Origin of the sequence: Cellulomonas sp., assembly GCF_036279715.1 — a bacterium.
Lineage (GTDB): Bacteria > Actinomycetota > Actinomycetes > Actinomycetales > Cellulomonadaceae > Cellulomonas_A.
The window spans coordinates 16530-29357 of record NZ_DASUIR010000080.1; the positions used below are offsets into that span (position 1 = coordinate 16530).

Sequence of the window (12828 nt, forward strand, 5' to 3'; positions counted from 1 at the left end):
ACTGTGCTCGATCGCGGCCCGACACCGCGCCGGACCCGTGGACGCAGCAGGGTGTGCCCGCGTCCACAGGCCCGTCGGTCGGCCGACGTCAGCTCACGGTCAGTCCACCGTCAGCGCCGCGACCGGCGAGGTGCGCGCAGCAGCGCGACCAGGGATGACCGAGGCCGCGAGCCCCGCAGCGAGCGCGACGACCAGCACGATCCCGAGGTCCCGCCACGGCACCGCGAGCGTCACGGGTCCGACCGCGCTGAGCACCGTCGCGGCGCCGACCCAGCCGTACAGCAGGCCGAGCCCGGTACCCAGCACGGCACCGATCCCGGCGATGAGCATCCCTTCGATCGCCAGCATCCAGCGCAGCTGTCGCCGGGAGAGCCCGATCGCCCGCAGCGTCGCGGACTCGCGGCGCCGTTCGAGGACGGACAGGGACAGCGTGTTCGCGACCCCGACGAGGGCGATGACCACAGCGACGGCAAGCAGCCCCACGACGACGGCGAGAAGCGTGTCGATCAGCGTCTGGTACGACGCCCGTTGGAGCGCCGGACCGTCCACGGAGACGGCCTCGCTGGTGATCGCGTCCTGGACCTGGGGCACGACCGACCGCGCATCGTTGACGTCGGCGAGCCGCACCCACAGCTCGGCGACCGGCGCCGAGGGTGCGATCCTCCGTCCGGTCGTCGTCGTGACGAACGCGGCCGATCCCTCCGCGCCTGCGACCGCGACCGTCAGGCTCGTCTCCTGCCCGCCGGGCGCGGGAGTGCTCGTGTCGTCGAAGCCCGTGAAGGCCGCGACGTCGACCCGGTCGCCCGCCCGGACCCCGAGCCGCGTCGCGAGGACGTGGCCGATCACGACGGTGCCGTCGTCGAGCGCGGCCGGGAGGTCCGGCGCACGGACGACGGCTGCGAGGTCGGTCGGCGAGATCGACCGCAGCTGGATCGACCCGGCCGGGTCGGCCGGGTGCCCGGGGCTGCTGATCCGCGCCGCCGTGACGTGGAGCTCGGTGATCTCCGCGACCCCGGCGACGTCGGCGATCGTCGGCGCGATGTCCGCGGGCATCGCGCCGACCGAACCGTCGCTCGCGGCCGTGGCCGTGAGCGCGAGGTCGACCGGGTACTGGGAGTCGAGGTCGTTGTCGAGCGTGACGCGCGTGCTGGCCGCCCCGGCGCTCATCAGGGCGACGAGCGTGACCCCGATGAGCAGCGCGGAGCTCGTCGCCGCGGTGCGGCGCGGGTTGCGGGCCGTGTTGGCCGCGGCGAGCCGCGCGCTCGTTCCCGTGCGGGCGAGCCCGCGCCCGACGAGCGCGACGACTCGGGGGATCCAGAACACGGCGCCGACCAGCACCCCGACGAACGAGACCGCTCCGCCCAGCACGGCGACCACGAGCCCGAGCAGCGGCTCGCTGGCCAGCGACAGCGGGACCCCGGCGAGCAGGGCCGCGACGCCGACGACGGTGAGCACTGCGGCGATCACCAGTCGCACGCGGCTGGACCGCTCGCTCACGGTCGGTGCGTCGGACGGGCGCAGCGCCTCGATCGGGGCGACCCGGGTCGCAGCGCGGGCCGGGACGAGCGCGGCGACCAGCGTCACTGCCGTCCCCAGGACCAGGGGGACGAGGACGACCCATCCCGTGACGGTCACCGCGGTCGGGAGCGGCACACCGAGCTCCAGCCGCCCGAGGACCATGAGCGCTCCCTGGGCGAGCGCGACCCCGCTGAGCAGTCCGACGACAGACGCCGCTGCTCCGAGGATCGCCGCCTCGACCAGGACGGACCTGCGCAGCTGGCGGCGGTCGGCGCCGACGCAGCGCAGGAGCGCGAGGGTGCGGGTGCGCTGGGCGACGAGGACCTGGAACGTGTTGGCGATGACCAGAGCGGCGACGACCAGCGCGACAGCGGCGAAGCCCAGCACGATCCCGGTGAGGACCTCGGCCCCGCTGCTGAGCTCGGCGATCTGCGCCTTCGCGGCCTCGTCTCGCGTGCTGATCCCCGCCTCGGGCACTGCCGCCCGGATGGCGGCGCTCGCGGCGCCCGGATCCGTCCCCGGGGCGAGTGCGACCAGCACCGGTCCGCCGAGCTCGTTGAGCGAGCCGGCTCCGCCCCAGCGGACGGCATCGGCGGCGGTCACGGCAGCGGCACCGCCGATCTGCGCGTAGGCGTGGTGCGGGTCGTCGAGCAGGCCGACGACCGTCAGGGTCTCGTCGACGGTCGTCCAGGAGTCGGTCGGTTGGCCGGTCCGCGTCGGGTCCGCGGTGGTGACCGGCACCGACTGCGGCGAGACGAGACGGTCGCCGACCGCCACGGCCAGCCGCTGCGCGACCGCGGCCGGAAGTGCGATCTGTCCCGGGCCCGACGGCAGGGCGCCCTGGGTCACGACCTGTGCGTCGAGGCGGGGGTCGCTCGTCTTCGGTGCCGCGTGCACCCAGACCCGCACCTCGCCGTGGCGCAGCTCGACGCCGACGAGCGGGACGGGATCGGCCGTGTCGACGCCGGGGACGGCCCGGAGCGCGGCCAGCTGCGCGTCGTTGAGAGGCCGCGGTGCGACGAGGTCGGCCTGCGCGTACCGGGCGGTCACCGAGTCGTAGGTCGAGCGCGTCATGACGCCGCCGGCGAGGAGCGTGGCAGCGACGAACGCGGTCCCGATGGCGATCGCCACGCCGGCCGCCACGAGGCGCCCGATGCTGCGCCGCATCTGCGCGAGGGTCAGCCGCAGCATCAGGCACCCGCCCGCGGGATCGCACCGAGAGCCGAAGCATCGCCGACCGGGTCGTCGAGCTGTCGCAGCGCGTCGAGCCCGGCGAGCACCGACTCAGGCGTCGGGGCCTCGATGTCACCGGCGATCCGCCCGTCAGCGAGCAGCACGACCCGGTCGGCGTAGGCCGCGGCCGTCGGGTCGTGCGTCACCATGATGATCGTGCGGCCCAGCTCGCGGACGGACCGGCGCAAGAAGCTCAGCACCTCGGCACCCGAGCGCGAGTCGAGGTTGCCGGTCGGCTCGTCGGCGAAGACGACCTCGGGCCGCGCGATGAGGGCGCGAGCGATCGCGACGCGCTGCTGCTGGCCGCCGGACAGCTCGGCGGGTCGGTGCGTGAGCCGCGCGCCGAGCCCGAGCGTCGCGACGAGCGTGTCGTACCAGTCCTGGACCTCACCGGTCAGGGCGGTGCCCGCCAGCTCGAGCGGGAGGGTGATGTTCTGCGCGGCGGTGAACATCGGCAGCAGGTTGAACGACTGGAACACGAAGCCGACGCGGTCCCGGCGCAGCCGTGTCAGCGCGTCGTCGCCCAGGTGGGTGACGTCGGTGTCGCCCAGGAACACGGCCCCCGACGTCGCGGAGTCGAGACCGGCGAGCAGGTGCATGAGCGTCGACTTGCCCGAGCCGGACGGGCCCATGATCGCGGTGAACGCGCCTGCGGTGAACGCGACGTCGACGCCGTCGAGCGCGCGGACCGCGGCGGCACCCGTGCCGTAGACCTTCGTGAGGCCGCGCGCTCGAGCGGCGACCGTAGGTGGCGCGAGCGTCTCGGTGAGGGGCTGGTACACGGTCGTGTCCACGGTGCGGCTCCAGGTTCGGCTCGATCGGCTGGCTCTTGTCGCCGTCGACGCTACGGAGCGAGCCCGTCCAGGCGCGTCAGGCCCAGGGCGGGTACGGCGTCATCCCGTGGAGGGAGACGGCCCGGGCGGCTTCACGAACCGGGTCGGACCAGTGCCGCTTCGTACGCCACGACGACGGCCTGGACCCGGTCCCGGACCGCGAGCTTCGCCAGGATGCGCCCGACGTGCGTCTTGACCGTGGCCTCGGCGACGAACAGGTCCTGGCCGATCTCGGTGTTGGACCTGCCGTGCGCCATGAGGACCAGGACCTCGCGCTCGCGGTCGGTGAGCTCGGCGACGGCGGCGTGGGCAGGGTTCGGCCCGTCGTCGGGCAGCTCGGCGGGCAGCACGGTCACGAGGTGCTCGAGGAGCCGCCGGGTGCTCGACGGCGCGATCACCGCGTCGCCCCGGTGCACCGTGCGGATCGCGCCCAGCATCTCCTCGGGCGGCGCGTCCTTGAGCAGGAACCCGCTCGCACCGGCACGGATCGCCGCGAGCACGTACTCGTCGAGGTCGAACGTCGTCAGGACGATGACGCGGGGCGCGGGGCACTGCTCGGTCCCCGCGGCGGTGATCGCCGCGGTCGCCGTGAGCCCGTCCATCGTCGGCATGCGCACGTCCATGAGCACGACGTCGACGTGCCCGAGGGCGGACGCCGCCGGCGAGCCGCTCGCGAGCGCGCGCACGGCCTGCGCCCCGTCGCCGGCCTCGAGCACCACCGTGAGGTCGGGCTGGGAGTCGATGACCATGCGGAACCCCGCGCGCACCAGCTGCTGGTCGTCGACGAGGGCGACCGTGATCGGCTGGTCGGTCGGGTCGCTGCCTGCGGGGTGGGTGGACACGGTCTGCTCTCTCGAGGTCGGTGACGGGGAGCCCATCGGGCCGGCGGTGCTCACTGTGAGGGGGACGACGCGGTCGCTGTCGGGTCGTGCGGTGCGGGTGGCAGCGGGATCTGCGCCCGGATGCGGAAGCCCCCGCCCGGCCGAGGGCCGACGGCGACGGTCCCGCCGAACATCGCAGCGCGCTCGCGCATGCCGAGCAGCCCCTGACCCTGCCCGTCGGACTCTGCTGCCGCGCCGCGACCGTCGTCGCTCACCTCGAGGGTGATGCCGGCCGGGAGCCAGTGCACGAGGACCGTCACTGCAGGGTCCGGCCCCGCATGCTTCAGCACGTTCGTGAGCGCCTCCTGGCAGATGCGGTACACGGTCAGCCCGGCGCCCGGCGGAAGGCGTCGTGGGGTGCCCATGCGGACGAGCGAGACGCGCAGGCCGCTCGACCGCACGTGCTCGACGAGGGACTCCACGTCCAGCTCGGCGGGCTGCGGCTCGATGACGGCACCGCCCGCTCGCCCGGTCGCCGCTGCGACGCCGCCGAGGTCGGGGCGCAGCACGCCGAGCAGTCGGCGCATGTCGGCGAGCGCGGCCCGGCCGGTCTCGGAGATCGTGCCGAGCGCGCGCGTCGCCGCGCCCGGGTCGGCCTCGGCGGCGTACCGGCCCCCGTCGGACTGGGCGATGATCACGCTGAGGGAGTGGGCCACGATGTCGTGCATCTCGCGCGCGATCCGTGAACGCTCGGCCGCCGTGGCGATCCGGTGCTGCTGGTCACGCTCGACCTCGAGCCGGTGGGCGCGGTCGACGAGAGCGTCCATGGCCTCCCGGCGGGCGCGCCGGACGAGGCCGAACGCCCACACGGCGAGGGCGACGGCCGAGCAGAACACCCAGATGCCACCGACCGACCCCTGGTCGCGGGGTCCGACCATCGAGACGGCCAGGACGAACGAGTCGGCGACCGCACCGGCGATCGCGACCCGGTGGGCCCAGCGGGGTCCGTGCACCGTCACGGAGTACAGCGCGAGCAGGACCGCGAGGTCGGCGGGCACCAGGAAGCCGTGGCCGCGCGCGAGGTGGACGAGCGCCACGGCGTACACGGTGGCGACGCTCGCCGCCGGCAGCTGCCGCCGCCACGCGAGCGGCGCGACGAGGGCGAGGGCGAAGAGCGCCGTCGCGGCCGACCGCGTGCCCGACGAGAAGGTGGTCGTGAACGGGACGGCCACGACCAGGAGCAGTGCGGTGCCAACGGAGTCGACCGCGAACCGGTGGGTGTCCTCCCACCGGACCGCACGCTCCCACCAGCCCACGCCCATGAGAGTAGGCACTCGGGCACCGCGCCGTCGTGCACCCGGGGGCGGAGGCCGGCCTGGATGGACTCAGTCCCCGGACCGATTCCCCCGCTTCGACGCGGGCGCGGAGCACCCAATTGCTGCGGTTGACGAGTCCACTCGCTCCTAGGACCCGCACGTGACCTAACATGGGCCGATGACCCAGGTGCTGCTGGCGGAGGACGACCCCGCGATTGCCGAGCCTTTGGCTCGCGCTCTCGGACGTGAAGGTTATGACGTCCGTGTGCAAGGCACCGGTCAAGGCGCGATCGATGCGGCGTCCGACGCCGACATCGTCGTGCTCGACCTCGGCCTGCCCGACATGGACGGCCTCGACGTGGCCCGCGCCATCCGCGCCATGGGTCTGACGACGCCCGTCCTCGTGCTCACCGCGCGCGCCGACGAGGTCGACCTCGTCGTCGGTCTGGATGCCGGCGCCGACGACTACGTCACGAAGCCCTTCCGGCTCGCCGAGCTGCTCGCCCGCGTCCGCGCGTTGCTACGCCGTTCCGCCGGCGACGCCGCCGACGAGGACGAGCTGCACGCACAGAACGTCCGGGTCGACGTAGCGGCCCACCGCGCGTTCCAGGGCGAGCGCGAGCTGCACCTGACCGCCAAGGAGTTCGACCTCCTGCGCGTGCTCGTCGCCGCGGCCGGCACCGTCGTCGCGCGCGAGACGCTCATGCGCGAGGTCTGGGGCTCCGATCCCTCGGGCTCGACCAAGACCCTCGACATGCACGTGTCCTGGCTGCGCCGCAAGCTCGGCGACGACGCCAATGCACCCCGCTACGTGACGACGGTCCGCGGCATGGGCTTCCGGTTCGAGATCGGCCCGGGCGAGCGGGGCTGAGTCCGTGCGGCGCCGCGTCCTGCAGGCCACGATCGCGGCCGTCACGGTCGCCGTCGTGCTCCTGGGGTTCCCCCTCGCGTTCCTCGGTGCCCAGCTGATCCGCGAGAACGAGATGCGCGGCCTCGAGGCCCGGGCCGAGGCACTTGCACGCACCATCGACTTCCGGATCGACGAGAGCATCCCGCTCACCGAACGCATGCTCGAGCCGTACGTCGGCGGCAACGGCTCGCTGCAGGCCAACGTGTTCGTGCTCGCGCCCGACGGCGGTCGCTACCAGGCCGGACCCGACCTGGCCGGCCGGAGCCTGTCCGTCCGGACCACCTCGAGCAGCGGCGCCGAGATCAGTCTGTACGTGTCCTGGTGGGACGTGTTCTGGCTGAGCCTGCGCGTCATCGGCCTCGTCGTCGTGGCCGCCGTCGTCGCGTTCGCCGCAGGGATCGCCATGGCCATCTGGCAGGCCAACCGGCTTGCCGCGCCGCTCGTCTACCTCGCTGCGTCCGCCGAGCAGCTCGGCTCCGGGCAGGTCCGGCCGCAGGTCCAGGCGTCCGGGGTCGAGGAGATCGACCTCGTCGCGTCCGAGCTCGCCCGCAGCGCCGACCGCCTCGCCGGACGCCTCGCCGCCGAGCGGCAGTTCGGGGCCGACGCGTCCCACCAGCTGCGCACGCCCCTGACGGCACTGTCCATGCGCCTCGAGGAGATCATGCTCGAGTCCGACCAGCCGGCCGTCCGCGACGAGGCGCGCATCAGCCTCGAACAGGTCGAGCGGCTCGTCACCGTCGTCGACGACCTGCTCATGCGTTCGCGACGGGCGAGCGGCGGCACGACCGAGGCCATCCGCCTGCTCGACGTGCTGCACCAGCAGGAGGAGGAGTGGGCGCCGGCGTTCGCGACCGCTGGGCGCCGTCTCGTCATCGACGTCGACCCGCGCATCCAGGTGCTCGCGACCCCCGGCGCGCTCGCGCAGGTCATTGCGACCCTCGTGGAGAACTCGCTCAAGCACGGCGGTGGGACGACGACGATCACGTCGCGGCGCGGCAGCGCGTCGGGTGCGGTCGTGGTCGAGGTGGCCGACGAGGGCGAGGGTGTCCCTGACGACCTCGCTCCGCGCATCTTCGAGCGTGAGGTCACGTCGGGGAAGGGGACCGGCCTCGGCCTGGCGCTCGCGCGGGACCTCGCGTCGGCCGACGGCGGGCGGCTCGAGCTCGCTCAGCGGCGACCCGCGGTGTTCGCACTGTTCCTCGCCGGGGTACCCGCGTCGCTCGCTCCCGACGTGGTGCTGCCCAAGGGGTCGGTGGTCTCGCCGCGGACCGGGAGACGGTGGCGGTAGTCCTCGACGGGCTCGGTCGACCGGTCGAGGAGGACCGTGTGCCGACGACGGACGACAGTCGCCCGCGGCAGCTCGCCGCAGGCGTCAGGCGAGTGCTTCGACCTCAGTGAGCCGCTCGTGGTCCGCGGGCACCGCAGCGACCGACGGCGTGATGAAGACGAACCGCTTGTAGCCGACGTACCGCACGATCGTGCCGAGCGCGATGCCGAGGACCGTCGAGATGTTGTCAGCGAGCGGTGTGTGCAGACCCAGCGTGTAGTGCGAGAACGCGAGCGTCGCGATGCCGATGACGACGCCGAGCAGATTGATGACCGAGTAGAGCAGGAGCTCGCGGCCGCGGTGCGTCGTCCGATGGTCGGCGAACGTCCAGAGGCGGTTGCCGACCCACGACACGAGGGTCGCGGCCGCGACGGACAGCACCTTGGCGGTCAGCGGCTTGTGGAGCAACAGCTCGCCGGGACCGAACCGGAGCAGGTTGAAGAGGCCCAGGTCAACCACGAAGGAGACGCCACCGACGGCCAGGAAGCGGGAGAGCTCGACGACGCGCGCCCGGACGGCCGCCAGCCGCGGAGACCGCGTTACGAGGTTGCTCATCGCTTCAGGGTAGCCCGGACACCTGGACGGTTCCTGAGTCAAGAGTCCCTACCGCGCATTCTCGGGCCCTGCACCTCCCCGGACATTCCCACCGGAGCCCGCCGGGAACCGCCCCGCCGGTGCTCTCGGTTAGGCTCGGGCGCTGTGGCAGCACCCGTGGTGGCAGTGGTCGGTGGTGGGCAGCTCGCCCGCATGATGGCCGCGCCCGCGGCCGCCCTGGACGTGCATCTGCGGGTGCTCGTCGAGGACCCGCAGTCGTCGGCCGCGCAGGTCGTCGTGGACGCGCCGGTCGGTGCCGCGAGCGACGCCGCCGCGATCGAGGCGCTCGTCGAGGGTGCCGCGGTGCTCACGTTCGAGCACGAGCACGTCCCGAACGTGCTGCTCGAGCGGCTCGTCGCCCGCGGTGTGCAGGTCCACCCGGGTCCGTCGGCGCTCGTGCACGCCCAGGACAAGCAGGTCATGCGCACCCGGCTCACCGAGCTCGGTGTGCCGTGCCCGCGCTGGGCCCCCGTCCCGGACGCGGCCTCGCTCGAGACGTTCCTGCGCGACGTCGGAGGCACGGCGGTCGTCAAGACGATCCGTGGCGGGTACGACGGCAAGGGCGTCCGCGTCGTGCACGCCGCGACCGAGGTCAGCGACTGGCTCGAGGCGTTCCACGACGGCGCCGGCGTGGCGCTCATCGTGGAGGAGAAGGTGCCGTTCACGCGGGAGCTCGCGGTGCTCGTGGCCCGGAGCCCGTCGGGTGAGGTGCGCGCGTGGCCGGTCGTCGAGTCGGTGCAGGAGCGCGGGGTGTGCTCTGAGGTCATCGCCCCCGCGCCCGACCTCGACCCCGCGACAGCCGCGGAGGCCCTCGAGGTCGCACGAACCATCGCCGCCGGGCTCGGCGTCACGGGCGTCCTCGCGGTCGAGCTCTTCGAGGTCCCGGCCGCGGTGGCGGGCGCCCCGCCCCGAGTGCTGGTCAACGAGCTCGCCATGCGTCCGCACAACTCCGGGCACTGGACGATCGACGGCTCCGTCACGAGCCAGTTCGAGCAGCACCTGCGCGCGGTCCTCGACCTGCCGCTCGGCGAGACGACACCGACCGCCCGCTGGACCGTGATGGCCAACGTGCTCGGGAGCGAGCCGGCCGATCCGACCGACGCGGTCGCCGCCGTCGGGCAGCGTGATCCCGGCGCCAAGGTGCACCTGTACGGCAAGGGCGTGCGGACGGGTCGCAAGCTCGGGCACGTCAACGTCTCGGGCGACGGCCTCGCCGATGTCCGGGACCGCGCTCGGGCCGCCGCCGCACTGCTGCGTGGCGAGGCACCCTGACCGACCGCACTACCGGCGATGGTCACCCCCCGCACCGGCCATCTCGACGCTGGACATCTCGAAGCTGACATCTCGACGCTTGACTTCTCGACACCTGGGAGACGGACATGGCTGTGAACCCGCTGGTCGGCATCGTGATGGGCTCGGACTCCGACTGGCCGGTCATGCAGGCGGCGGCTGATGCCCTGGCGGAGTTCGACGTGGCCGTCGAGGTCGACGTCGTCTCCGCGCACCGCCAGCCCGAGAAGATGCTCGACTACGGCCGCACCGCTGCGGCGCGCGGGCTGCGGGTGATCGTCGCCGGTGCCGGGGGAGCGGCGCACCTGCCCGGGATGCTCGCGGCCGCTACGACGCTCCCGGTCGTGGGCGTGCCTGTGCCGCTCGCCTACCTCGATGGGCTCGACTCGCTGCTGTCGATCGTGCAGATGCCCGCCGGGGTTCCCGTCGCGACCGTCTCGGTCGCCGGCGCACGCAACGCGGGACTGCTCGCGGTGCGGATCCTCGCGTCGGGTACCGACGACGACGCGCGCCGGCTCGCCGCTGCGATGGCCACGTTCCAGGACGGTCTGCGGGCGCAGGCGGACGCCAAGGGGGAGCGCCTCCGCGCGCAGTTCGGGTCTGGTCGGCGGGGGACCGCAGGGTTCAGCGCCTGACGCTCAGGCGGTCGGTGCCCCGCCCACGGGGCCTGCCGGGAGCGTGCCGTTCTTGATCGCCTCGAAGAATGCCGGGGTCGTGTCGGGGTTGAGGCGGACCGTCGAACCGAGGTTGTGTCCCGGCCGGTAGTCCATGTTCGAGATCGGCGGCGTGCCGGTGATCCCGCCCGGCCCCTTGGCCTTGCGGAACGCGATCGCCATCCGCCCCAGGTCGACGATGTCCGAGCCCTTGCTCACCGCGAGCGAGCCCGTCCCCGCGCGGATCAGGCTCATCTGCGTACCGGGCTCGACCAGCAGCGAGGGCGTCGAGACCTTCGACGTGATCGCTCCGATCAGCTGCTGCTGACGCTCAGCACGACCGATGTCACCCGTCGGGTCGGCCTTGCGCATGCGCGCGAACGCGAGCGCGTCGACCCCGCCGACCTCGTGGCAGCCGGGCGTCCACACCATGCCAGAGTCGGGGTCGTTGACCGTGAGGTCGGAGCACAGGCTCACGCCGCCGACGGCGTCCACGAGGTTCTCGAGGCCCGCGAACCCGACCTCGGCGTAGTGGTCGATCGTGAGCCCCGTGAGCTTCTCGACCGTCTGCACCAGCAGCGGCGCGCCACCCCACGAGAACGCCGCGTTGAGCTTCGCCGGACCGTGCCCGGGCACGTCGACGTAGGTGTCACGCGGGAGGCTGATGAGCGCGACAGGTCCGCTCGACGGCACCTGGAGCACCATGATCGTGTCCGTGCGGGCCCCCAGCGTCCCGTCCTCGGGCACGGCACCGTCGCCACGCGAGTCGGAGCCCGTCAGCAGGTAGGTCGTGCCAGGGGTGCCGGCCGCGCCCGAGAGAGCGTCGATGTGGGTCAGCTTGCCGTTCGCCCAGATCGCCAGGCCGATCGGCCAGGCGAGCAGGAGCACCAGGACGATGACGACGGCGATGACGATGGCCCGTCGGCGCCCGATGCGGGTTCGGCCCGCGCCGTCGACGGCGGGCATCGGTCGCGCGGGTGTCGCGGCCGCGCGGGACGCCGGAGGTCTCGAGGTCGCTGACCGTAGCCCTGTCGGTTCGGCGACGGGGGTGGGCCGTCGCGTCGGCGGAGGTGCGGTTGTGGGCCGCGCGGCGCTCGGCGCGGCGGTCCATCCCGGTGTCGTGGTGCGGGGCGCCGACGGCCGCGAAGCCGACGACGGGCCGGAGGGAGTCGGGCGCGTCGGGCGACCGACGGGCACTGCGTCGTCGGCGGCAGGTGGGCGGGACTGACCCGCCGCCGGAGCGAAGCTCGGCGGGACCGCAGGAGCGCCCGGCCGCGGCGAACCGGGTGCTGCCGGCCGGCCGGTCGGGCTGACCGGCCGTGCCGGACCGCCGGCGCGGGCGCGCGAGGCGGCGATCCGCTTCTCGGAGTCGTCAGACGGCATCGTCAGGTCTCCCTCGTCAGGAGCACGCGGCCGGCGCGGCGTCGTCGGGCGTGATGGTGCCGTCGGTCTGCGTGGTCGCGGCGGGCGTGGGCGCTGTCGAGGTCGTCGCGCCGGGCTTCGGCGCCGTCGAGACGGCCGGGCCTGGCGCGGTCGTCGCGGTCGGTACCGTCGTCGCCCCCGTGGTTGCACCGGTAGCAGCAGGAGCGGTCTCGGTCGACAGCATGGGGACGTCCTTGGCGATGTTCGCCCAGATGGCGTCTGCCGCCTTGGTCCACACGACCCGGTTCGGGTCGCTGGGTGCCGCAGCGAACGGGATCGTCATGAAGTGGATGTCCCGCGTGTCCTTCACGCTGAACGCCAGACCGGACATGCTCGGGATCGAGGCGAGACCGGGGTCGGCAGTGATCGAGCTGGTCGCGGCGTTGAGGAACCGGACGAGCTCCGGGATGTCGGTCAGGAGGTTCTTGGACCGCACCGCTGTGACCGTCGCGGCGAGCAGCTTCTGCTGCCGGATGATCCGGCCGGTGTCCGACCCGTCACCGAGGCCTGCGCCCTTGCGTGCCCGCGCATAGGCAAGCGCCGTCGGGCCGTCGAGAGTCTGGAAGCCCGCGGAGACGTGCAGCCCGGCGTCGGGCGAGTCCATGGCGTTAGGGACGCAGATCGGCACGCCACCGAGCGCGTTGATCATCGTGATGAAGCCCGCGAAGTCGATCACGACGTAGTGGTCGATGAAGACGCCGGTCGTCTGCTCGACCGTCTTCATGGTGCACGCCGCCGCGTCGGAGACCTTGCCGCTCTCCGACCCGATCGAGAACGCCGAGTTGAACATCCCCGTCTGGGCCTTGGACGAGGTCCCGTCCGACCGGTCGCACTTCGGGATCTTGACGAGCGAGTCGCGGGGGATCGACACCGCCTCGATGCGGCTCCGGTCGGCCGAGATGTGCAGCAGG

The 12828-nt window shown here is 73.3% G+C and carries 11 protein-coding genes; 4 read left to right on the forward strand and 7 right to left on the reverse strand.

Features of this window, described 5'->3' with window-relative positions:
- Nucleotides 1–99: 99 nt before the first annotated feature.
- The 4 genes from VFW79_RS08315 to VFW79_RS08330 all read right to left on the reverse strand — a co-directional run bounded on the left by VFW79_RS08315 (nucleotide 100) and on the right by VFW79_RS08330 (nucleotide 5721).
- A complete protein-coding gene (locus VFW79_RS08315; protein ID WP_329676843.1) occupies nucleotides 100–2709 on the reverse strand; it encodes an ABC transporter permease in 2610 nt (869 codons plus the stop codon).
- Nucleotides 2709–3545 carry an ABC transporter ATP-binding protein gene (locus VFW79_RS08320; protein WP_329676844.1) on the reverse strand — a complete coding sequence of 279 codons (837 nt, stop codon included), beginning with the start codon at nucleotides 3543–3545 and terminating at the stop codon, nucleotides 2709–2711. Before VFW79_RS08320 ends, VFW79_RS08315 begins: the two co-directional genes overlap by 1 nt.
- A gap of 131 nt (nucleotides 3546–3676) precedes the next feature.
- Nucleotides 3677–4426, reverse strand: coding sequence for a response regulator transcription factor (locus VFW79_RS08325; RefSeq protein ID WP_329676845.1), 750 nt, complete (start codon nucleotides 4424–4426; stop codon nucleotides 3677–3679).
- A gap of 50 nt (nucleotides 4427–4476) precedes the next feature.
- Nucleotides 4477–5721, reverse strand: a complete 1245-nt coding sequence (locus VFW79_RS08330; protein ID WP_414647919.1) for a sensor histidine kinase — start codon at nucleotides 5719–5721, stop codon at nucleotides 4477–4479.
- Between the two features lie 178 nt (nucleotides 5722–5899).
- On the opposite strand from VFW79_RS08330, the gene VFW79_RS08335 reads away from it, so the two are divergent.
- Both VFW79_RS08335 and VFW79_RS08340 read left to right on the forward strand, forming a co-directional pair.
- Nucleotides 5900–6592 carry a response regulator transcription factor gene (locus VFW79_RS08335; RefSeq protein WP_329676847.1) on the forward strand — a complete coding sequence of 231 codons (693 nt, stop codon included), beginning with the start codon at nucleotides 5900–5902 and terminating at the stop codon, nucleotides 6590–6592.
- A gap of 4 nt (nucleotides 6593–6596) precedes the next feature.
- Entirely contained in the window at nucleotides 6597–7919 is a 1323-nt protein-coding gene (locus VFW79_RS08340; protein WP_329676848.1) for an ATP-binding protein, read from the forward strand.
- A gap of 84 nt (nucleotides 7920–8003) precedes the next feature.
- On the opposite strand, the gene VFW79_RS08345 is transcribed toward VFW79_RS08340, so the two are convergent.
- Nucleotides 8004–8513 (reverse strand): GtrA family protein, encoded by a 510-nt coding sequence (locus VFW79_RS08345; protein ID WP_329676849.1) that lies wholly within the window; start codon nucleotides 8511–8513, stop codon nucleotides 8004–8006.
- Between the two features lie 144 nt (nucleotides 8514–8657).
- Here VFW79_RS08345 and VFW79_RS08350 point away from each other — a divergent pair, with 144 nt between their 5' ends.
- Together VFW79_RS08350 and purE are read left to right on the forward strand one after the other, a co-directional pair.
- Nucleotides 8658–9824, forward strand: coding sequence for a 5-(carboxyamino)imidazole ribonucleotide synthase (locus VFW79_RS08350; RefSeq protein ID WP_329676850.1), 1167 nt, complete (start codon nucleotides 8658–8660; stop codon nucleotides 9822–9824).
- 107 nt (nucleotides 9825–9931) lie between these two features.
- On the forward strand, nucleotides 9932–10477 hold the full coding sequence (purE, locus tag VFW79_RS08355) for a 5-(carboxyamino)imidazole ribonucleotide mutase (protein ID WP_329676851.1): 546 nt from the start codon (nucleotides 9932–9934) through the stop codon (nucleotides 10475–10477).
- Nucleotides 10478–10480: 3 nt separating this feature from the next.
- On the opposite strand, the gene VFW79_RS08360 is transcribed toward purE, so the two are convergent.
- Together VFW79_RS08360 and VFW79_RS08365 are read right to left on the reverse strand one after the other, a co-directional pair.
- Nucleotides 10481–11461: an LCP family protein gene (locus tag VFW79_RS08360; protein ID WP_329676852.1), complete on the reverse strand. Its 981-nt coding sequence runs from the start codon at nucleotides 11459–11461 to the stop codon at nucleotides 10481–10483.
- Nucleotides 11462–11894: 433 nt separating this feature from the next.
- On the reverse strand, nucleotides 11895–12828 hold a 934-nt coding region (locus VFW79_RS08365; RefSeq protein WP_329676853.1), incomplete at its 5' end, for an LCP family protein.